This window comes from Ruegeria sp. BF6 (genome assembly GCF_056538665.1).
Genome location: NZ_JBQFTN010000008.1, coordinates 114,431 through 135,366 on the forward strand (window position 1 = coordinate 114,431; position 20,936 = coordinate 135,366).

At 55.7% G+C, this 20,936-nt stretch carries 17 protein-coding genes and 2 pseudogenes; 11 read left to right on the forward strand and 8 right to left on the reverse strand.

Annotated elements, in window-relative coordinates; genetic code table 11:
* Positions 1-143 precede the first annotated feature (143 nt).
* The 6 genes and pseudogenes from ACR0IM_RS16740 to ACR0IM_RS16765 all read left to right on the forward strand — a co-directional run bounded on the left by ACR0IM_RS16740 (position 144) and on the right by ACR0IM_RS16765 (position 6,573).
* Positions 144-532 (forward strand): annotated as a pseudogene (locus tag ACR0IM_RS16740) (sodium:calcium antiporter).
* Between the two features lie 133 nt (positions 533-665).
* Positions 666-1,964, forward strand: coding sequence for a KamA family radical SAM protein (locus tag ACR0IM_RS16745; RefSeq protein ID WP_480682615.1), 1,299 nt, complete (start codon positions 666-668; stop codon positions 1,962-1,964).
* Positions 1,958-2,962 (forward strand): D-alanine--D-alanine ligase family protein, encoded by a 1,005-nt coding sequence (locus ACR0IM_RS16750; RefSeq protein ID WP_480682594.1) that lies wholly within the window; start codon positions 1,958-1,960, stop codon positions 2,960-2,962. Before ACR0IM_RS16745 ends, ACR0IM_RS16750 begins: the two co-directional genes overlap by 7 nt.
* Positions 2,959-3,939 (forward strand): D-alanine--D-alanine ligase family protein, encoded by a 981-nt coding sequence (locus ACR0IM_RS16755; RefSeq protein ID WP_480596814.1) that lies wholly within the window; start codon positions 2,959-2,961, stop codon positions 3,937-3,939. The genes ACR0IM_RS16750 and ACR0IM_RS16755 overlap by 4 nt, the downstream gene beginning before the upstream one ends.
* A gap of 1 nt (position 3,940) precedes the next feature.
* The gene (locus ACR0IM_RS16760) at positions 3,941-6,202 is read left to right on the forward strand and encodes a GNAT family N-acetyltransferase (protein ID WP_480682595.1); all 2,262 of its coding nucleotides are present in this window, start codon (positions 3,941-3,943) and stop codon (positions 6,200-6,202) included.
* Entirely contained in the window at positions 6,199-6,573 is a 375-nt protein-coding gene (locus ACR0IM_RS16765) for an SET domain-containing protein-lysine N-methyltransferase (RefSeq protein ID WP_480682596.1), read from the forward strand. The genes ACR0IM_RS16760 and ACR0IM_RS16765 overlap by 4 nt, the downstream gene beginning before the upstream one ends.
* 15 nt (positions 6,574-6,588) lie before the next feature.
* Here the strand turns inward: ACR0IM_RS16765 and ACR0IM_RS16770 are convergent, their stop codons facing one another.
* From ACR0IM_RS16770 to ACR0IM_RS16785, 4 genes are all read right to left on the reverse strand, one after another.
* Positions 6,589-7,434, reverse strand: coding sequence for a universal stress protein (locus tag ACR0IM_RS16770; RefSeq protein ID WP_480682597.1), 846 nt, complete (start codon positions 7,432-7,434; stop codon positions 6,589-6,591).
* A gap of 326 nt (positions 7,435-7,760) precedes the next feature.
* Complete coding sequence (groL, locus tag ACR0IM_RS16775) at positions 7,761-9,404, reverse strand: chaperonin GroEL (protein WP_480682598.1); 1,644 nt, start codon at positions 9,402-9,404, stop codon at positions 7,761-7,763.
* Between the two features lie 436 nt (positions 9,405-9,840).
* Positions 9,841-10,260 carry a hypothetical protein gene (locus ACR0IM_RS16780; protein ID WP_480682599.1) on the reverse strand — a complete coding sequence of 140 codons (420 nt, stop codon included), beginning with the start codon at positions 10,258-10,260 and terminating at the stop codon, positions 9,841-9,843.
* Positions 10,261-10,787: 527 nt separating this feature from the next.
* Positions 10,788-11,762, reverse strand: a complete 975-nt coding sequence (locus ACR0IM_RS16785) for an alpha/beta fold hydrolase (RefSeq protein ID WP_480596801.1) — start codon at positions 11,760-11,762, stop codon at positions 10,788-10,790.
* Between the two features lie 111 nt (positions 11,763-11,873).
* Between ACR0IM_RS16785 and ACR0IM_RS16790 the strand changes: the two genes are divergently transcribed.
* A complete protein-coding gene (locus ACR0IM_RS16790) occupies positions 11,874-12,833 on the forward strand; it encodes a GlxA family transcriptional regulator (RefSeq protein ID WP_480682616.1) in 960 nt (319 codons plus the stop codon).
* Positions 12,834-12,905: 72 nt separating this feature from the next.
* Here ACR0IM_RS16790 and ACR0IM_RS16795 read toward each other — a convergent pair whose 3' ends face one another.
* Entirely contained in the window at positions 12,906-13,313 is a 408-nt protein-coding gene (locus ACR0IM_RS16795) for a RidA family protein (RefSeq protein ID WP_480682600.1), read from the reverse strand.
* 100 nt (positions 13,314-13,413) lie between these two features.
* Between ACR0IM_RS16795 and ACR0IM_RS16800 the strand changes: the two genes are divergently transcribed.
* The gene (locus ACR0IM_RS16800; protein WP_480596794.1) at positions 13,414-14,310 is read left to right on the forward strand and encodes a LysR family transcriptional regulator; all 897 of its coding nucleotides are present in this window, start codon (positions 13,414-13,416) and stop codon (positions 14,308-14,310) included.
* 122 nt (positions 14,311-14,432) lie between these two features.
* Here the strand turns inward: ACR0IM_RS16800 and ACR0IM_RS16805 are convergent, their stop codons facing one another.
* Positions 14,433-14,846 (reverse strand): RrF2 family transcriptional regulator, encoded by a 414-nt coding sequence (locus ACR0IM_RS16805; protein ID WP_480682601.1) that lies wholly within the window; start codon positions 14,844-14,846, stop codon positions 14,433-14,435.
* A gap of 560 nt (positions 14,847-15,406) precedes the next feature.
* Between ACR0IM_RS16805 and ACR0IM_RS16810 the strand changes: the two are divergent.
* Together ACR0IM_RS16810 and ACR0IM_RS16815 are read left to right on the forward strand one after the other, a co-directional pair.
* Positions 15,407-15,856: pseudogene (locus ACR0IM_RS16810) on the forward strand (IS6 family transposase); the annotation flags it as partial.
* A 401-nt stretch (positions 15,857-16,257) separates the two neighbouring features.
* Positions 16,258-17,229 carry an endonuclease/exonuclease/phosphatase family protein gene (locus ACR0IM_RS16815; protein WP_480682602.1) on the forward strand — a complete coding sequence of 324 codons (972 nt, stop codon included), beginning with the start codon at positions 16,258-16,260 and terminating at the stop codon, positions 17,227-17,229.
* 59 nt (positions 17,230-17,288) lie between these two features.
* On the opposite strand, the gene ACR0IM_RS16820 is transcribed toward ACR0IM_RS16815, so the two are convergent.
* The gene (locus ACR0IM_RS16820) at positions 17,289-18,101 is read right to left on the reverse strand and encodes a helix-turn-helix domain-containing protein (RefSeq protein ID WP_480643665.1); all 813 of its coding nucleotides are present in this window, start codon (positions 18,099-18,101) and stop codon (positions 17,289-17,291) included.
* Positions 18,102-18,763: 662 nt separating this feature from the next.
* A complete protein-coding gene (locus tag ACR0IM_RS16825) occupies positions 18,764-19,576 on the reverse strand; it encodes a DEAD/DEAH box helicase family protein (protein ID WP_480682603.1) in 813 nt (270 codons plus the stop codon).
* Positions 19,577-20,195: 619 nt separating this feature from the next.
* Between ACR0IM_RS16825 and ACR0IM_RS16830 the strand changes: the two genes are divergently transcribed.
* Positions 20,196-20,876: an IS6 family transposase gene (locus tag ACR0IM_RS16830; protein WP_480682604.1), complete on the forward strand. Its 681-nt coding sequence runs from the start codon at positions 20,196-20,198 to the stop codon at positions 20,874-20,876.
* Positions 20,877-20,936: the final 60 nt, after the last annotated feature.

Below are 20,936 nucleotides of genomic sequence, written 5' to 3' on the forward strand. Positions count from 1 at the left end.
ACGAACGTTGAAGCGGGTCTGCCTCCGCCGCGCTGCATGCGGTAGAAGCTGCGGCGGTGCCCGCTCTGCCGCAATCGGTCTGGCTTCTTGTGCTGAGATTCGTCGGCGGTTTGGCGCTCACAATCCTTGGGGCGCGGTTGCTGGTGGGAAGCGCCATTGTCCTGACCCGAATCGCGGGTGTGTCAGAAACGGTTATCGGCCCAACCATCGTGGCGGTCGGCACGTCGCTGCCCGATTTGGTGGCCTCGGACATCGCCACGCGCGGGACCAAGGGGACATCGCGTTCGGTAATATCGTCGGCAGTAACATCTTCAATATACTGGGTATTTTGGGCGTAACCGCCGCTGTGGCGCCGAACACAATGCCACAGGAATTTGCGATGTTCTACATCTGGATAATGCTCGCCGCGACTGCGGCCCTTATTGTCGTAGCCGTCACGGGCTGGCGGGTGCAACGTGGTGAGAGAGCAGTGCTACTAACGGCCTATCTGGTATATCTGGCAGCTTTGCCTGCAATGACCACGCCACACTAAGCGGATCGAGAAGATATTTTTGAAAGCTTCTTGATTTGAGAAAAATGTGAGCGCATCTTCGCCCTGTCTGAATGCCGCGACAGAAACGACGATTGGCGCGCGACGGCGCATTCAGCGCTGGAACCATTTCGAAATGGATCAAGACAACGCTCCCTTCACGGAGCCTCCGGATCTCAGATTTATCGCTGGGACAACCGCAATACCTTCTATTCTGAACCAATCCAGACCTGAACCACGACGGGCGACAGCACGGGCGACACGGTTTCTCATTGGAAAAGATACCGGCAGGTTTCGACAGCGCTTTTTCCCCGATTCGACAGCGGCGGACTGGAACGACTGGCGCTGGCAGATGCGCGCCCGCATTCGCACGGTTTCAGAGCTGGAGCGCATCTTCGATCTCGGAGTCGAGGAGCGTGAGGCGGTCAGCCGCCACGCAGGCGGGCTGCCCGTGGGGATTACGCCCTATTATGCCAGCCTCATGAGTCTCAGCAATCCGATGGAACCGCTTCGCCGGACGCATATACCGGTGGGCCACGAATACCTGCGCGCGCCTGGTGAGGCGGATGATCCTCTTGGCGAGGATCATGATACATCTGTGCCGGGCCTCGTTCATCGCTATCCCGACCGTGTGCTATTCCTGACCACGGGGACCTGTTCAACCTATTGTCGCTACTGCACCCGGTCGCGCATGGTCGGGCAATCGGGCGGCGAATACCAATTTTCGACCCGCCAATGGGAGCAGGCGCTCGGTTATATCGATGCACACCCCGAAATTCGCGACGTCCTGCTATCCGGCGGCGATCCTCTGACTATATCGGATGAGAAACTCGACTACCTTCTGGGCCGGCTGCACGCCATTCCGCACGTTGAGTTCGTGCGCATGGGTACGAAAGTTCCGACAGTTCTGCCGATGCGGATCACCCGAGATCTGGTCCGGGTGCTGAAGAAACACCGCCCGCTCTGGCTGTCGATCCATGCGACGCATCCGAATGAGTTGACACCGGAAGTCACCGAGGCCTATGCACGGCTCGCCGATGCGGGAATTCCCCTTGGGTCGCAAACGGTTCTTCTGAAGGGGATCAACGACAGCGTGGAAACCATGAAGGCGTTGAACCTCGGGCTGCTGAAGCGCCGGGTGAAACCCTATTACCTCTATCAATGCGATCCAATCACCGGCTCGACCCATTTCCGTACGCCTATTGCGAAAGGGTTGGAGATTATCGAAGGCTTGCGCGGGCACACAACTGGCTATGCCGTCCCACAATTCGTTATCGATGCCCCTGGCGGCGGTGGAAAGATACCTCTGCTCCCCGATTATGTCGTGGGTCGCGACGGTGATGATTTGATCCTGCGCAACTTCGAAGGCCAGCGCTATCGCTATCACGATCCGCTTGAGAGCGGCGCGTCTGCTGTGGAGGGCGCGCCATGCTGATCGGGCTGACATATGATCTGCGCGACGATTACGCCAACATGGGCCTGTCCGAAGAGGCGCTGGCCGAATTCGACAGCCCCGAGACTGTCGAGGCGTTGGAGACCGCGCTTGCGCGCGCCGGGCATTTGACCGACCGGATCGGCAACATCCGAGCGCTGACCTCCCGGCTAGTGGCCGGGAATAGCTGGGATCTTGTGTTCAACATTGCCGAAGGGGTCTCGGGCCGCTCGCGCGAAGCACAAGTCCCGGCGCTGCTGGAAGCCTACGGCATTCCCTATACTTTCTCTGATCCGCTGACGCAGGCGCTTGGCCTGGACAAGGCGATGGCAAAGCGGATCGTGCACGATGCCGGTCTGCCGACCGCGCCCTTTGCTGTGTTTGAAAGCACAGAAGATGTCGCGAACTCGGAATTGCCGTTCCCCCTGTTCCTCAAGCCGTTGGCCGAAGGAACCGGAAAGGGCTGCGAAAACGCCTCCAAGGTTGTCGATGCGCAAACCGCTGCCCGCGTCACGCAGGACCTGATCGCTCGCTTCGCACAGCCCGTTCTTGCCGAAACCTACCTTACTGGGCGCGAGTTCACAGTTGGTATCCTTGGTAACGGTGTACAAGCGCGTGTCATCGCGGTGATGGAGGTCATGATGAGCGACCGTTCGGGCGATCAGATCTACAGCTTCCGGAACAAGGAGCTTTGCGACGCCCATGTTCTCTACGCCCTCGCCGATGATGCTGAGGCGCGCGAAGCAGGGCGTGTCGCGCTTGGCGCCTACCGCGCGTTGCAGTGTCTCGACGCGGCACGAATTGACCTTCGATCCGATGTGACCGGTCGGCCGCAATTTCTCGAAGTCAACACTCTAGCGGGCCTGCACCCAACACATTCAGATCTGCCGATCCTGTCGGGCAAGGCCGGGCTTTCCTACGATGATCTGATCGCTGGAATTGTCACGGCGGCGCTTTCGCGGATTGACCAACACCAGGAGGCGCAGCGCGTCACACTATGAAACACTTGAATATCCCCGTCCTACTCGGGGCCACCGGGAACACACCGGACGAACGAGACACCGTGCGAACCGCGCTTGCGGTCCGCGATGCGCTTGTCACTCTCGGGGCCAAGTCGTGGCTTCACATTTTGGATCAGGGCGCGGACTCTTTGGATGCGGTTGCCGCCGACCGACCTGATCTTGTCTTCAACCTCGTAGAGGCGATTGACGGGATCGCCAGCCCTGCAGCTGCCATCCCCAAGGGCCTTGCGCGTCGCGGCCTGCTCTTTACCGGCTGCGGCGGCGAGCCATCGTGGATCTGCCGTTCCAAGATCGCACAGAAGGTTCGAATGCGATCAACTGGATTGCCGACACCGGCCTGGAGCCAGAATGGCGTATCTCTTGCGCGAGCGCCCAAGGTGATCGTCAAGTCGATCACGGAACACGCCTCGATCGGCATCGACCAGACATCCGTTATGTCGGGTAGGCGCGCGGCGCAGATCATCGCCGAGAGGATGGCTCAAACGGGCGATCCCCATTTTGCCGAGGCCTTTATCGATGGCCGCGAGTTCGCCCTATCCCTGCTCGAAACCAGCGACGGCGTGCGCATCCTGCCCCCGGCCGAGACACTCTTTCTGGGCTACGGGGATCACGCTCATCACATCGTCGATTACGACGCCAAGTGGGTCGAGGACAGCCACGGCTATCAAAACACCCCACGAAACTTTGACTTTCCAAGCACCGACGATGCACTGCTGGAAGAGCTGCAACGCCTGGCCCGCGCATGCTGGGAACTCTTCGGACTATCGGGCTACGCCCGCATCGACTTCCGAGTCGATGATGCGGGACAACCCTGGATCCTTGAGGTCAATACCAACCCATGTCTTGCACCTGACGCTGGTTTTGTCGCAGCCGCCGCAGAGGTCGGTTTGTGCTTTAATGACGTGATATCCGCGATCGTGTCGTCCGCTCTGAAGTCGTCCAAACAGGCGGCCTGAGATGTTCCGCATACGAAAAGTCCCGGATACACGGGCACCAAATAATCGAAACGCCGTTGCCGAGGCTCAGGCCATCCTGCGGGCCCAGATTCCCGGCATGGCTCCGGAAGACATCGATACACTTCCCGCACGCCTCACGGACCCGTTCACTCATCGGTTTGTTGCCGAATTGCTGGTGGCCGAGGACGCACGGTCCCATGTCCGCGCAGCGGCCGTGATGCTATATGATCCCGAACTGGCGTTTGCCTTTCTTGACATGCTGGCGACAGCGCCTGGCACGAAACCCGGTCGCGGCGCGGGTGGTGCGCTTTATGAGCGTGTGCGGCTTGAGGCAGCAGCACTCGGCGCAGAAGGCCTGTATTTTGAATGTCTGCCGGACGATCCTGAGCACAGCCTTGATCCAACCCTCCGAGTTCAGAATTCGGCGCGGCTAAAATTCTATGAACGGTTCGGAGCACGCCCGATTGTCGGCACGGCTTATGAAACACCGCTTTCGCCCGAAGATGCCGACATGCCGCATCTCGTCTTCGACGGGCTGGGCCGGTTCGGCCTGCCGGACGCCGCTAGGCTGCAAGACATCGTACGGGCGATACTGGAACGGAAATACGGCACGCTCTGCCCACCGGACTATGTGGCCGAGGTCGTGGGGTCGGTCCACAAAGGAGCTTATACGCTGCGCCAACCCCGCTATAAGGGGACCAGGACTGTCGCCACGCCCAACGAAATGCGCCGACCCATTCCGCTGATCGTCAATGACCGGCACGACATCCATCACATCCGCGAGCGAGGCTATGTCGAAAGCCCGATCCGGATCAACTCAATCCTCGATGACCTCGACGCAACGGGCCTGTTCGTCCGCTACGAGACTCGCCATTTCCCCGACCGGTGGATACGCGAAGTGCATGACGCCCGGCTGATCAATTACCTCAAGAGCGCATGCGCGGAAGCGCCGGAGAAGACCTCTATCTATCCTTATGTGTTCCCGGTGCGCAATGCGACGCGCCCCCCGAAAGAGCGATCGGTGCTGGCAGGTTATTGGTGCATCGACACCTTCACGCCCATCAACCGAAACGCCTGGCCCGCGGCGCGGCGCGCTGTCGATTGCACGCTGACCGCAGCTGAAGCAGTTCTGGGTGGCGCTCCGGCAGCCTATGCGCTTGTGCGCCCACCAGGTCATCATGCAGAACGCAAGACGTTTGGCGGTTTCTGCTATCTCTGCAACGGGGCTATCGCCGCCAACTACCTCTCGCATTATGGTAAAGTTGCAATCCTTGACATTGACTATCACCACGGCAATGGCCAGCAGGACATCTTCTACGAGCGCGCCGATGTGCTGACCGTTTCCATCCACGGCGACCCGAGCTTTGCCTACCCCTATTTTACCGGGTTTCGAGACGAGACCGGGCTCGGAGCGGGTGCTGGCTATAACTTCAACATTCCGCTATCTGAAACTGTATCCCCGTCGAAATATCTCCTGGCCTTGGATCAGGCGCTGGCACGGATCACGGAGTTTTGCCCCGATTATCTTGTTGTGTCGCTGGGGTTTGACACGGGCCGTGGCGACCCGACAGGAACCTGGTCCAACCGCCCTGAGGATTTTCGCCGCATCGGCGCGCGCATTGCGCAGCAAGGATATCCGACGGTACTGGTTCAAGAAGGCGGATACCGGATCAGGACACTCGGTCCGAACGCACGAGCCTTTTTCGAAAGCTTCGCGAGCGGGCTAAATTCGAAGCGGCATTCGGTTGGAAAGTGGTCACAAGCAAAACCCAATCATATGCCGCGACGATGGCGCACTGTGGTCAGACCCGACGACCCGACACAAATCCGCACACTTGTCGCAGCAACGGATCGGTTTTCGGCCGAGGAAATCGCGATTGCAAAAGAACTGGCGGAAGAGCGCATCGCGCGGGGCCGTGCATCTGGGTACTATTTCCTTTTTGCCAGCCGAGGAGACCGCTTGGAGGGATTTGCCTGCTATGGCATGATCCCCGGCTCGGAGATGAGCTGGGATCTCTACTGGATCGCGGTTCAGCCCGAACTACAAGGCAAAGGTTTGGGCGCCGAGATATTGCATCGCATAGAGACCACCATTGACCGCGCCGGAGGCCGTCAAGTCTTCATCGACACCTCGTCCAGCCCGGCCTACGCAAGCACACGCGCTTTCTATCTGCGCCAGGGTTATCACCTTGCTGCCGAACTTGGTGATTTCTACCGGGAAGGCGACGGCAAAGCAATCTACGCAAAAGTGCTGGCTGCATGAAAGTCGTGAAGCTGTCCGTTCGCTCCACAATAGGCAAAGGCCGCGGCGTGTTCGCTGACTTTCCGATCAGAGCCGGAGAGGTCCTGGAAAGGGCCCCTGCGCTCGAACTGGACACACGGATGACGGATGCCATCACTCTGACCGCACTGGATGACTACTGTCTTGCCCATCCCGGGGACCCCGAGGGCGGACTGCTGGTGTTGGGTCTTTCTACACTGGTCAACCATTCCGACACACCCAACACTCAGACAGCCGCGGCTTTTGACCGCGATACCGGCTGGACAGTGACACTGCGGGCCATGCGCGCCATTCAGGCTGGTGAGGAACTGACACGGCGATATGCCTGCTCTGTGTGGTTCGATCCGATCTGACATCCGCCTAATGTTTCAAGGTTGACACACCAAAAGGTCGGTCGGCGGGTTGCGTATCAAGTCCCTTACGAAACTCCCGAACAGATATCGAACCAAGGCCGGCCGGGAATGCGCGCCCACAGCGAGAAGGTCGGGCTTGTGACGAGTGACCTGCTTTTTCAAGATACTTTCAAATTGGCCTTCAATCAGATCAACCTTGCCAAGCGCGGAAACCTCCGGGGTCGCCTCGGACCAGTTTCGACATTCCGCCTCGGCTTGTTGCGTGAACAGTCCAACATTCACGGGGAATTCAGCACGCATGTGATGAATCAACTGATGGGCGTGAAAAATTGTGAAGTTGGCGTTTCCAGCAATTTTACCTGCGACTGCTGCGGCGGCAGTCGATGCCGGTGAAAAGTCAATGGCACACAGAACGTTTTGATACGCGCCTTCGGCGGCATTGCGCGCCAATAACACCGGGATGTGGCTCAGCCGGGCGATGCGCTCCATCGTTGTTTCACGGAAACTGTCGATTAACGCGCGGTCCCGATGCAGGCCCAGTAAGATCAGTTTGGCGTCGAATTCCGCGGCCTGTCTGACAATCACCCCGGCGACATCCCCTGCCGATACCCTGATTTCGTAGTTGCATGGCAACTCGTTGACCAGATCGGCGGTCTTGCGCCGGATCTCTTTGGTGTTGCCGGTTACCAGGCCTTCGACCAAAATTTCAGGAATGGCATCGTCAACAACAGAAACAACCCGGGCATGGGCACCGAGTGCAGACGCCAGCATAAAACCGCGTCTAAGCGCGTGGGCAGAACGCACAGAGAGGTCGGTGGCGATAAGTATGCGATCCATCGTTTTCTCCCATTGCCAATGCAATAGATTGGTGAATGGATTAGCGCGCTATCCGCGATAACGACCACGGCCGCCGCGTCTTGGTCGTTCGTCCCAATCTTCCAACCCCATTTCCTCTGGGTAACGTGATCCCGACATGCTCTCCCAATCGCACTCGTATTGTAGTGCCTCCGGCGGGTCCCAATGCTCGGGAAGGTCATCCTGCGGTGTGGAGGGCGCTGTTTTCGATTCCCTTCGGTCCGAGCGTTTTGATACCCAAAGGCGTAGGGTGTCGATCCAAGACCGGATCATTGACGTGTCTCACATGTTAAAAGTTGATCCACGCGGCGAATGTGCCGCCGCGCGGGATATCAGAAGTCAATGCCTGCGAGATCATCGACATAGTTCTGCCCGGGCGTACCCCGCCTGCGGAGTTTTGGTTTCTCGGCCACAACTGCCTCTGTCGTCATCATGAGCCCAGCGATTGAAGCCGCATCCTGAAGGGCAATCCGCACTACTTTTGTCGGATCGACGATCCCGGCTTCGATCATGTCGGCATACTGATCGGTCTCGGCGTCATACCCCCACGCCGTGTTGTTCTCGCGCATCAACTGATCGACGATATCCGCCCCATCCTTGCCGGCGTTGCGCACGATCAGGCGCACGGGCTCGGTCGCTGCTCGGCGCACAATCGCGGCGCCTGTGCGCATTTCATCGTTGACCAACCCTTCCGGGTTCATCGCGAGCGACGCACGCAAGAGGGCGGTGCCGCCCCCTGGCACAATGCCTTCGGCAACGGCGGCGCGTGTCGCGTGAAGCGCATCGTCTACGCGATCCTTCCGCTCCTTCACCTCAATCTCTGTGACGCCGCCAACATGGATCACCGCCACACCGCCTGAAAGCTTCGCCAGACGCTCCTCAAGCTTCTCACGGTCATAGTCCGAAGTGGTCTCTTCGATTTGTGCCCGGATTGACGTGCACCGCGCCGCGATGTCGTCTGGCGTTCCCGCGCCGTCAACGATCGTTGTGTCATCTTTGGTGATCAGAATCCGCTTTGCCCGGCCCAGCATATCGAGGGTCACGTTTTCAAGCTTCGCTCCAAGATCCTCGGAAACAACTGTCGTGCCGGTGAGGACTGCAATATCTTGCAACATCGCTTTCCGACGATCACCAAAACCAGGGGCCTTGACGGCAGCGCATCTGAGACTGCCACGCAATTTGTTGACGACCAGCGAGGCCAGCGCTTCGCCATCGACATCTTCGGCAACTACGAGGATTGGTTTGCCCGCCTCAATCACGGCTTCAAGGATCGGAACAAGCGGCCTCAGGCTGGAAAGCTTCTTCTCATGCAGCAGGATGAATGGCTCGTCGAGTTCGACCGCCATCTTTCCAGGTTCCGTTACGAAATAAGGCGAGAGATAACCACGATCGAACTGCATGCCGTCTACGACCTCGAGCTCCATCTCGCGCGACTGGGCCTCTTCGACGGTGACCGCTCCCTCGCGGCCGACACGTTCAAGGGCATCGCTGATGATATGGCCAACCTCTTCATCGCCGTTCGATGCGATGGTCGCAACCTGACGGATTTGCTCACTGCTTTCAACGGGGCGGGACAACAGGTCGAGTTCCACGACCAGGGCGCGGGTGGCAGCGTCGATACCGCGTTTGACATCCATCGCATTCATACCAGCGGCGACGGCCTTGTTGCCCTCTCGCAGGATAGAGCGGGCGAGTACGGTCGCCGTAGTGGTGCCATCGCCTGCGAGTTTTGCCGTGCGCTCCGCAGCTTCTCGGATCAGACGGACACCAATGTTGGCATAAGGGTCCGCCAGTTCGATGGACTTGGCCACCGAAACACCGTCTTTGGTTGTCCGGGGCGCACCGAAACTTTTATCGATCATGATGTTCCGACCACGAGGGCCAAGTGTGACGGCTACGGCATCTGCCAGAACGTTGACGCCTTTGATCATTTTTTGCCGAGCATCGGCGTTGAACACAATTGTTTTGGGTGACATTTGGCACTTCCAGACTGGTGGGTTTCATTGCTCTGAATTTGGGAAGAACCTGCGTCGACGCGTAGATCAAACAGTCATGAAATTTTCACACCGATACTATCGATCCCACAAATAAATAAATTCTTTCAAACACATAGAATAAGCGACCCAAAAAACCACAAAATTGAAACCGCACCAGCCACCACCCATTTGCGCAGAGCTTCGATGTTGCAGCGTGGAGTAGGACCAATGAACATTAAATCTCTTACTCATCGGTGGGACTGGCGCAATTGACATACCTGGTCCCTGGCCGGGACCGCCGTACTTCTTGTCATTGCCGCCGCCGCCTACATGACTGACTTGGAGTCATTGTGCCCTTAATTACTGGACGCAAATACATTGTGGGACATTTGATCCGACTATGTGCCCTTAATTCTCGGATATCCACAGGCTAGCGTCAGCTTTTCTCCAGGATGCGATCCGCACATCGGAGCAATTCCACATGGACCGCATTTACACCGAGTTGTTCGATTGCTTGTTTTGTCGCCGCCAAAAAATCGGGTGTCGTTGTGTTGTCGCGTTTTCGTGCTGGGACCCAGAACTTCTGAATTTTGAGGACATCTTTCGCCGGGCTCGGTGAACTGCCTGAAAGGTGAACCAATTGATCCACTACATTGCGTTGACCAGGGAATGCCATGCGTAGCCTTTCTCCTGCGGTAGGATCACGACGCATCGCAATCGATACGGCCACCAATGGTCGCGTCATCAATAGGTGAACAGCGGTTAAGCACTGCATACCGGTCATGGCGGAATTTGGAGCAGAGCCCCGCGTGACGAAGCTCTGGCCACGATCAATGATAAAAACAGTGGCAAGCAAGGCCTTTGACCTCGAGGATGCCGGTTGCCGATGTCCTGAGAACAAGGCGGATGCAGCGCATGTCATTCTAACGGACAACCCAGCGAGGCGCACTGGTGAGTTTCTTATCGACGATAACGTTCTTAGAGCTACAGGCACCACCGATTTCTCCGCCTATGAGATTGTACCCCGCTCTTATTTGGAGAAAGACCTGTTCATACGTTGATCGGTCGAGGACACGTTGGATATTCGGTCAACGGCATTCAATAGTGAGAGACTACAGCTTTTGGAGACGCTGGTTTTGGCATGCTTTGGTATGTTGCTCGTTCTGGATCCGCTTCAACCTCAACCAGAATCTCAATGAACCCGAAGGGGCATCCGCACACCACCGGGCTCAAACCACCTTGGGAGTTACCCCCATCTGAAGAACGGCGTCTGAAGGTATTTGCCTCGATCATCGCCCTCGCCGCTCTGGTCATTTAGCGAAGATAAATTCGTAACTCTAAGGCGGAACTGCGAAGTGCGTGAGCCCTCGCAGTTCCTGAAGATCACTCTTCAATAAACGACAACAGGTCGGCATTCACCTGATCAGGGTTGGTAGCGAAGAACCCGTGCGAGAGTCCCTCATAGACCTTGAGTGTCCCGTTCTTGAGCAACTTAACAGCCTTTTTGGCGGAGTTCGCGATAGGCACCACCTGGTCATCATCACCGTGCATAACGATAACGGGAACATCGATGGCCTTCAAATCCTCGGTCTGGTCTGTTTCAGAGAAAACTGCGATGCATTGATAGTGGGCGGATGCGCTTCCCATCATACCTTGGCGCCACCAGTTCTGTATCTGACCCTGGCTGACCTGCGCACCTTCCCGGTTGAACCCAAAAAACGGGCCTGACGGGACATCGAGATAGAATTGTGCTCGGTTTGCTGCAAGGGCAGCGCGGAACCCGTCAAAGACTTCCTTCGGAATACCATCTGGGTTTGCCTCTGCCTTCAGCATGAGCGGTGGGATCGCGCCAAGCAGGGCTGCCTTGGCTACACGCCCCGGTTCGGCCCGGGCAACATAGCGTGCCGCTTCCCCGCCGCCGGTTGAGTGTCCTACATGAATTGCGTTGTGCAAGTCCAAATGAGCGACCAACGCAGCAACATCGGCTGCGTATGTGTCCATGTCATGGCCGAGATCAGTTTGGCTTGAGCGCCCATGCCCTCGGCGGTCGTGTGCAATAACACGATAACCGTTGGCCGCGAAGAAGAGCATTTGGTTGTCCCAATCATCACTCGATAAAGGCCAGCCGTGATGGAAAACGATTGGCTGAGCATCCTTGGGCCCCCAGTCTTTGTAGAAGATTTCAGTGCCATCAGCTGTACTAAAGGTCGACATTTCAAAGGTTCCTTTCAGGTCTGTTTGCGGTTGGTTCTGCGCTGCTGAGACGCGTGGCGCGAGGGCGCCAGCTGACGCCGCGATACCGGTCAGGAGCACGTCGCGGCGGTTCGGTGCGGAGTTTGGTTTGATCGTTTGGGTCATCAGTTGGCCCTCCTTTTGGTTTCGTCGTCGATGACAAGGAGATACGAGCCAACCCACGAGCCTGGGATTGGCGGAATTGACAATTACCGGTCCAAAACTGACAATGTGGCAATGAAATGCTCAGCAGAGATTGGACTACTGGCTTACCCGGGATGCCAGCTCTCCGCGATACACGGCCTGACTGACCTTTTTCGCATCGCGACCGAGTGGACGCCGGAAGCCGGCCGAACGTACATTCGCGTAAGTCATTGGCAGCGAGGTGACAACGGATCACCGGTTTGCATTTGGGATAGCCACCCCGGACCAACGCACAAACTCGATTACATTATCCTGCCACCAAGTATCATCGTGCCGGAACGCATGCCCGATACAACGATTGAAGCAGAGTGGCTAAAAGACCAGCATAGGACCGGCACTCGCATTGGCTCTGTCTGTGCTGGTGCATTTGTCCTTGCCGGGACAGGTTTGCTCGGTGGTCGACGGATTACCACACATTGGGCGTTTGCAAGACAGCTTGCCGAGCGTTTTCCAGACGTCGACGTGGCCGAGCGGCATATGGTCCTTGATGATGGCGACATTATCACAGCAGGCGGAATTCTTGCCTGGACCGATCTTGGTCTGACATTGGTCGAACGTCTTATGGGACCTAGCGTTATGTTAGCCACAGCACGCTTCCTGCTGGTTGATCCACCGCGAAGCTCGCAACGCCCTTTCGCAGCCTTCATCCCATCCTTCGATCACGGCGATGAGACGATCCTTCGAGTGCAACACAATATGCACGCCCGTCCCGAACACGCGTATTCGGCGCTTGAGCTGTCTAAGTTGGCGGGTTTGGGTGAGCGCACATTTCTGCGCCGTTTTTCGGCGGCGACTGGATTGAAACCAACGGAATATGTGCAGAACGTTCGAATTGCGAAAGCGCGTGAGCAGCTCGAACTTACCCAGATGACTGTGGACCAAATTGCGTGGAGTGTTGGGTATGAAGATCCGTCAGCTTTCCGAAAGGTCTTCAAAAGGTTTACCGGCATGACGCCAAACGCCTACCGGATGCGTTTTGGAGTGACAGCTTAACCCCGGGAGGAAAGGGAAAGCTGTCACCGGCTGAACGGTATCAACGCGACTGATCACCGTCAGCAAGGCTGATTAGCCTGAAACACTGACGGTCATCTCAACTTCAATCTGTAGATCTGGTGCAGCCAATGCTGCCACACCAATCCCCGTCAGACTTGGTTGGGCGCCATCGAGAAACTTCAGTATCTCTGTCATTGCGATGCCTTGCGTCTCATCCGTGAGCTCCGTCATGTAGATACGCATCTGGACAATATCGTCGGTTGTCGCGTGCAGTGCATCCAATGCGCCTTGAAGGTTTTTGACAACAACAGCCGTTTGCTCAGCTAAGGAAGCTGGGGTCGCTGCCCCATCCGGACGCCAAGCCACCTGGCCGGATACAAATGCCAGGGGTCCCGTTTGAGCAATAGAAATTTGCGAATAGCCTATCTTTCCAGCATCCGGCAAAGCGGGTGGGTTTAAACGATCAATAGCAGCAGACATAAGTCTCTCCCTTCATGATTTGCTATGGTGAAGAAATAACCGCGCTATTTGGCGAACGGGATTCGCTTCTTTAGCGACCTTTATGCTACAATGCGATGTCATGATTGGATCGAAAGTTAATGACATACTCGTCTTTTTAGCGGTTGTGGAAACTGGGAGTTTTGTTGCCGCAGGTAAGTCGTTCGGTTTGTCGAGATCAACCGCGGGAAAGGCCGTTGTGCGGTTGGAAGACGCTTATGGTACCCGCCTGCTAAACCGCACCACCCGTACACTCAACCTGACCGAAGAAGGACGCAGTCTTTACGAACATGGTGTTTTGATCAGAGACGCGATTGAAGAAGCTGATAGCAGCGTCAAGAATGATCAAGGCGTGCCCCGCGGGACACTGCGGATAACCGCACCTGACGCATTGGGACGCAAATTGCTTTTGCCGACTGTTCAAAAATACCTCGAGGCCTGGCCTGAAACGCAAATTGACCTGTCGCTCTCAGACCGAGTGGACAACATCATTGAAAGAGGCTTTGATCTGGCCATACGCGTTGGCGTACACTCTCCTGACCAGAGTTTTGTCACAAGAACGCTCCTACGGGACGAAACAGTCTTGTGTGCTGCCCCATCCTATTTTGAAGCGCGCGATAATCCCCTGAACATAGAACAACTCAGTCGCCACGACCTTCTACAATTTGCCAGCCGCGGCGAAAGGCAGGGATGGCACTTGCAAGAAGAAGATGGCACTTGGGTTCGTGCAATGGGACACGTCCGTCTGCGGCTCGACAGTGCGGAAGCGCTGCGTGAGGCAGCTATTCTAGGGCTAGGGATTGCCCTTTTGCCGCAACTACTGATCAGCCACGACGTCTCGGAAGGACGCCTGCAACAGGTGTTACCTCACGTTTCTACTGGTCGTGTTCCCATCATTGCACTTTACCCGCACAAGCGTCTATTGGAGCCGCGCGTTCGCCGATTCATCGATATGCTCAGCAGTGATTTGGCCAAATAGCGTAGGCATTGAAGCGGCCGAAACCGTGCCACAAAACCGTTTCCGAGCAAATTGCGGATCAGGGCAAGGACCGAAACCAAACTGATCATCCTGGTCGGCTATATTCCCCTGGCGTGAGACAATTATACGTAGGAACCGGGAACACCATCTCTCAATTGAAACTGTTTTACTTCTTCTCGCACTTCGCCGACGAGATCAGACACGTTTAATCCATTCAAGGAGTTCTCGAATGTCTCCCTGGCTGCGTCCAGCGCATCAAGTGTGGCCTTGTTGGCAGCCTTCTCAAGCAGGCATGTCGGAGAGTTATCCGTTACCCCAAGGGCAAAAAGCTTGGGCTCTCCCAGGGCGATATAGACTTCCTTGAGCGATATCTCAGACAAGGGTTTTTTAAGGTACCAACCGCCATTTTGCCCTTTGTTCGAGCCCACCAAACCAGATTTTTTCAAACCGCCCATTGTACGCCGAACGAGAGCCGGATTTGTTTTCAGCATCAGGGCAATCATCTCAGACGGGATTGGTTTGTCGAGTTCATCCAACAACGCCTCATCTCACACCTTCGAGCGGCCCACGAACATTTTTCAACGCTTTGTGAGAAGTCGTCCCCCTGGTGAAGCCTTGGAATTGGGCTGTGCCAAGTGTGAAGATGTAGTTTGGCAGGCAAAGCACGATTGGTCTGACTTAAGCATTGATCACTACTTCTAGGCTTCTCGTAGGTATGCGTGCAGTCTTTGTTGCGAAATTTATAACTGAACGAGGAGATCACGCCCGGACTCTGCCCGTTTCGCCAGTTCGCGGTACTCGCCTCTTAAACCCGCTGCCACAGCGCGTTCTTGTCATCCAACCAAAACTTTGCAACGGAACCATCCAATGAGGGTTCCTGTTCCCGTCTGTCTGACACACAACTTATCCCGAGAATGCACCGTCTTGGAATTGGGGGTACAGCCGGGCAATTAGCGGCACAGTACACAGAGCTCAGCCGGCTCTGTTGCAAAGTTTTGACCATCGACGGTCATGGATGTAGCCAGTGAATAGCCCTCTCTCAATTTTATGGTCGATACCGGACTAATCTCATCGAGAGCTGCTGCTCAATTAAAGAACCTACATACGGGTTCGTGGCAAATGGATGATTTTTTTTCGAGCAGTCGACAAAGCAGGAAACACCCTTGATTTTATGTTATCTGAGCGCCGCAACAAGCCAGCTGCCACTAAAACCCTTTCCCGGATGCTGGAAGTTAATGGGTCGCCACGAAAGTTTGTCATCGACAAAAGCGGCGCCAATACTGCGGGCCTGAAGGCCATCAACAAAATGCTCAAAGGCTTTGGATGTCCCATTCCCATCGAGATGGTCAGACGAAAACACCTCAATAACATCGTAGAACAAGATCACAGGTTCATCAAAAGGCGAACCCGTCCGATGCTTGGTTTCAAATCCTTCAATTCAGCTTCAGCAACTCTGGCTGGAATCGAAACTGCGCACATGATCAGGAAAGGTCAACTCACGCCTGGAGTCTGTGTATTAAAACAATTCGCCGAACTAGCCGGTTAATACCGATGCGATCGCTGAATCAGTTCGCCATGCTCAATAGTTTGCAACAGAACCGCGGCAGGTCCTTCCGTCACAAGAGAAGGCGCACGCTCGTGCCAAAAGCGAGCCCTACTTTACAATTGGTTTTTCGGCAATTTCTGTGTGCGCAGTGCGGTGAAGCAGATAGGCGAACGGCGTGAATTTACTGCGATCCACTCCCGCAAAAATTTATCTATCCCTGCCACTGTGTCCGCTTTTCCTTGCCACCTGCAGCACTTTGATACTCCTACCCGCCAAACAGCGCTAACTTTTTGATCATATTTCAATTGCGCCATTCGAAGGTTCGATGGCTTGCTATCAGGACAGGCGGCACTCGGGCCATGCGGGTTGTCCGCCCTCTCAATCAGCAACCGGGAATGAGAATGATGACTTTCTTAAAAAAACTTGCCGGCTCTACGATCGGCCTACTGATCACGCTGGGATCCATATTGCCGGCCCGGGCGGAAACCACGCTGACTGTCATGACCTTCAACATCTGGGGCGGCGGTGCCAACGAGCAGAAACCTGTCGATGAGACGGCCGATGTAATCCGCCGTGCCGGAGCAGATATCATTGGCCTGCAAGAAACACGCCTGGAAGGCGATCCCTGCGAGGCGGAAAGCTGCCCGCCCACAGGGGAAAGCGTCGCGGCCAAACTTGCGGCTGCCCTGGGCTATCACCATTACGACCAAACCGGCGACAGCCCGGCCCTGTGGGCCAATGCCGTGATCAGCCGTTACCCCATCGACGGTCCGCTGCCCAAGAATCTGGGGGTGCGCATCGATGTTAATGGTCGGACCATCAACGCCTATAACATTCACCTAAGTGACTTTCCCTACCAGCCCTACCAGCTGTTGGAGATCGAATATGGCCCCGCCCCCTATATTCAAACCGGGGAAGAGGCTGTTCATTTTGCTTTGCAGGCAAGGGGATCCGGCCTGACTGATCTGGTTGACGCCATGACGGTCGCCGGGCCTGCGGATGCCAGTTTTGTCTTTGGCGATTTCAATGAACCCTCACATCTCGACTGGACTGACCGGGCCGTTACGGCTGGCCTGCAACCAGTGCCGGTTGCCTATCCGGTCAGCAGCAAACTTGCGGAACTGGGTTTCCTTGACGCCTATCGGACGGCGTTTCCCAATGAGGTGGCCAAGCCGGGCTTCACCTGGACACCCGGGCTGGACCCCACGGATCCCGAGGATCATCTGGACCGGATCGACTATATCTATGTCAAGGGCAGCGGGCTGAAAATCCTGAAGTCACAGGTCTGGGGCGAGGCCGTCCCCCAAGCGGACGTGGCCGTCGAGCCATGGCCATCGGACCATCGCGCGGTCACTGCGGAAGTGAAATTCTGATCAGCGAGGGGCTGCTTGCGAGCAGCCCACGGTGCCCCAGCGCCGAAGAGTCCCCGTGTTTAGAACCTCGGCGTGAAACCTTCATCATCCGGCCCGATCTCATTATCGACACAGTATTTCAAGTAGTCACCCAGTTCAGGCGAATCGACCGGGATTCGGCCGCAGGCTCGCAGCAGCGCCCTGAGGTCTGGGTCCCGGCCCATTGGCTGCCAGAAGACGCGCATGCTAATGATCTGGTGGACACTATCTGGGACGATCCCCGTCATCAGGCCTGTCAGGCTGTTGGGTTCTTCAAAATCGGAACCGTACAGGATCGTTTGCCACAAGGATCGTCCGACCCTTCTTTCGCGGTCGATGATAATCAGCCGGTCGGCGGAACCGAACACCAGGCCTTCATATTTGAGAACCTCCGGCAGATTATGGCTGTCACCGCAGACCCGCTCGATCTGCTTGCACATCAGGCTGCCTTTTTTGGAATAAATTCGAGCCAGGCTGCGATAGATGAAGGGAAGCTTCCGGTCCGGCCAGTAATAGAAAAGGTAATAGCCAGCAAATTTCTGCAAGCCCTCCTGGTCCTGTGGCCGGACCAATTGGTCAAAGAACTGGCGGGCAGGGTCGTGCCCGCCGCCGGTAATTGCCGGGCGAAGCTGAACCAACTCCTTGAATTTCTGGTGTTCCAGAAAGATCTCATTTTCATCGAGGCCGAAATGGTCGCAAATCCGCCTCAGGCTCGCCAGTGACGGCTGGGTTTTGCCGGCAAGATAGCGGCCGAACTGCTGGCGGTTGATCTTCAGCCGGCGGCTTATGTCCGAAACGGACCGGGCATATCCACTCAATAGTCGGAGATTGGCGGGCAGATCCTCAATCGGCATGGTTTCCTCATGTTATCTTAAGGCAGACGTTCATAGCGCTGGACAGGAGGCAATGGGAGCTAGCAGAAAACTCTGCGAGCGTGAGTTCCTGCCCCCTGAACTCATTTTCTCCCCAGCCAGGATGACAGTAACCGCTTTGGTTCCATATTCGAGTTGTGCCGCGCTGAGCACCCTATATCGACATTCGTTGTGAGATATGTCAACGACGGCTGGATTTCCGGCCACTTCAGCTATAGTTGGAGCCTTCCTGGGTATAGTGAAGAAGCAAGCTGGACAGCCTGCACGGGAGACCACGCACGAAATTCTGGCTGGAGTAGATGTTCTCAAATGAAAGAAGTTGCTGTTTTGCATTCATCTGGGAAATACATGCCGCTGCGGCCGGGGTTCCGAAGACGAACAATTTGGTCACAGCAGGTAGAGTGGCGAGAAGCACTGTAAAAGCTTGTGCCACATATCCTTGCGCAAAGCTCTGATTGAATTTGGCAGTTTTTTGCCCGAGGTCACAAAAGCTGCCATTCCATCAACACGCAGCATTGGTCGAAATGGGCTCGAAGTCGACGTTCGCCGCCCTTCGCATCAGTGACTAGAGCAGCCCGAAGCGGACATTCACAATTAGAAGTACAGTTTCCGAGATGCGTAAAGGAGCGGGCTTTTGCATGAGGCTACATCTGATGCCAGTTTTCAACGTCTCGGGCAGCTTCCTCGACAGTACAAGCGGCCTCTACCTCCGCGATTGCACATTGTACTTCGTTCGGGCTTGCACTTAGTTCTAAGACGTTCACATCCAGGTCATGGGCTGACCCGGCATCTGAATAAATCGTATCGACCGCAATTCTGACGGCGTTTCGGTGTTGCAGCAAGTGCTCAAAAAATCGGACATAGATCGTCTCCTCATACGGAGAATGGATGTCCACCTGAGAGACTAAGCCCAAGTCCGCAGCCTTGGCGCATGTCTGGCGCCAGGCCAGTCCCATTGTCGATGGAGGTGCATCTCTGGCCTCATCAGGATGTTTTGGGTTCGCAAACGTAGACCTTCGGATGGCTTCGAGATTGGCACGCAATTTTTTTGTGGGAACAGGATAGATGAATGTGGTTTCCTCGGATGCTAAGGCTGGTTCAACCTGATCCGGCTGCGCCTGGATGAACTCGGAAAACCTGTTTCCGATGATAGGGACTTCACCGATAATCATATCTGTGGGGTCGGTATGCTCTACCAACCATCGCGCCAGGGCTCTCCGACCCCACAGTCCGGCTGCCTTACGGATCAACGGGTGAGTTCCATCCGAAACATCTGGATACTTTGCGAGTATGTCCCCGGTCTGAAACGACGCCAGTCCTGTATCCCAACGCATGATATGCACGCGACGTCCCAAGGAGACCGAAACGGATATCTGCTGGCGCAACAGGAATGACTTTCCTGATGCTGGTAGTCCGGTGAAGAAAACCATGCGGCAACAACGAGCAGCGTCGGCCAAGTGTCTTCCAATCTCAGTGTCCGCAAAACTGTCGATAGAAATTGCGAGTCTCCTAATTCGGTGTCGGCCACAGGCCGAAACAGCAATTGGGCTTTGCTGCCCAATAACCGTTTCCAGAACGCGACCTTTAAAGCCAACCAGACAATATCAGGTGCAATGCGGGTGACACGCGCACCAATGCTGCCTGATCAGTCGGTTGCGAAGCAATAAAATAAGCCCGCACCGCCAGAACGTGGCAGATGTTCCTCCCCGCAACCGCGCGAGCCGTGCGATGAGTTCCATGACACCATGTTTCGGGCAACGTTGAGACCGATACGGTCATGATGCCCGACAATCGCAGATCCGCCCTCGCTGTTCGAAGTCCAGTTGCTGCATGTCGTGTCACCACCTGCCGTAGAGAAGTAACCTGCGGAATCGGAGCCGGTCAAAATGTCATGTTTGTTCGGCTGACTACCACGCCCATTGACGGGGTTACCGTTTTCGTCGAGCGCAGTCTGTAGATTAATGTTCACGCCGTCACTGTGCAGGTCTTCAAGGTTCTGTTGCACACTTTGACCATTGACGCTCAAGAACGCAGAGAGTGAATAGCTGCCGGTGTAATTCAGCCGAAAGTCAGTTCATGATTTCCTTCAAGGGTGCGCAATATCCGAAAGATATGATCCTATTCGCGGTGTTCTTCCACGTTCGATATGGTGTTTCATACCGTGACTTGGAGGAAATCATGGGTGAGCGCGGTGTTTCGGTGGACCACACTACACTGAACCGCTGGGTGACAAGATACTCTAGCGCGATTGCTGAGGTCGCGCGTCGCCGCAAAAAATCTTACGATCGTTCTTGGAGTATGGACGAGACTTACATCAAGGTGAAAGGCGCGTGGGTTTATCTCTATCGAGCTGTCGACAAGCACGGTAAGATACTTGGTTTCATGCTTTCGCAGCGTCGAAATAAACCCGCCGCCACCAAATTCTTCGCCCGGACGCTGGAGGTCAACGGCCTTCCGAGAAAGATTGTCATCGACAAAAGCGGAGCTAACACGGCTGGCATCAAGGCCATAAACAAGATGTTGAAAGGCTTTGGTTGCCCGGTGCCAATTGAAATGGTCAGGCGGAAATACTTGAACAACATTGTGGAACAGGATCATCGTTTCATCAAAAGACGAACTCGTCCGATGCTCGGCTTCAAGTCTTTTGCTTCGGCTTCAGCGACTCTGGCCGGCATCGTGGTCGCGCACATGATCCGTAAAGGCCAATTCACACCAGGACTCTGTCCCTTTCAACAATTCAAAGAACTGCTCGCATAACAAAGCAGGACCGATGTATTTCTCTGAACTTCGGTAAACTTCGCAACAGAACCGTGGTCG

Coding starts and splice junctions, on each gene's coding strand:
- groL (WP_480682598.1), bottom strand. CDS start 9,404: ATGTCACCCAAAACAATTGTGTTCAACGCCGATGCTCGGCAAAAAATG.
- ACR0IM_RS16760 (WP_480682595.1), top strand. CDS start 3,941: ATGTTCCGCATACGAAAAGTCCCGGATACACGGGCACCAAATAATCGA.
- ACR0IM_RS16765 (WP_480682596.1), top strand. CDS start 6,199: ATGAAAGTCGTGAAGCTGTCCGTTCGCTCCACAATAGGCAAAGGCCGC.
- ACR0IM_RS16750 (WP_480682594.1), top strand. CDS start 1,958: ATGCTGATCGGGCTGACATATGATCTGCGCGACGATTACGCCAACATG.
- ACR0IM_RS16745 (WP_480682615.1), top strand. CDS start 666: ATGGATCAAGACAACGCTCCCTTCACGGAGCCTCCGGATCTCAGATTT.
- ACR0IM_RS16800 (WP_480596794.1), top strand. CDS start 13,414: ATGATTGGATCGAAAGTTAATGACATACTCGTCTTTTTAGCGGTTGTG.
- ACR0IM_RS16785 (WP_480596801.1), bottom strand. CDS start 11,762: ATGACCCAAACGATCAAACCAAACTCCGCACCGAACCGCCGCGACGTG.
- ACR0IM_RS16820 (WP_480643665.1), bottom strand. CDS start 18,101: ATGCCGATTGAGGATCTGCCCGCCAATCTCCGACTATTGAGTGGATAT.
- ACR0IM_RS16815 (WP_480682602.1), top strand. CDS start 16,258: ATGATGACTTTCTTAAAAAAACTTGCCGGCTCTACGATCGGCCTACTG.
- ACR0IM_RS16755 (WP_480596814.1), top strand. CDS start 2,959: ATGAAACACTTGAATATCCCCGTCCTACTCGGGGCCACCGGGAACACA.
- ACR0IM_RS16830 (WP_480682604.1), top strand. CDS start 20,196: ATGATTTCCTTCAAGGGTGCGCAATATCCGAAAGATATGATCCTATTC.
- ACR0IM_RS16795 (WP_480682600.1), bottom strand. CDS start 13,313: ATGTCTGCTGCTATTGATCGTTTAAACCCACCCGCTTTGCCGGATGCT.
- ACR0IM_RS16790 (WP_480682616.1), top strand. CDS start 11,874: ATGAAATGCTCAGCAGAGATTGGACTACTGGCTTACCCGGGATGCCAG.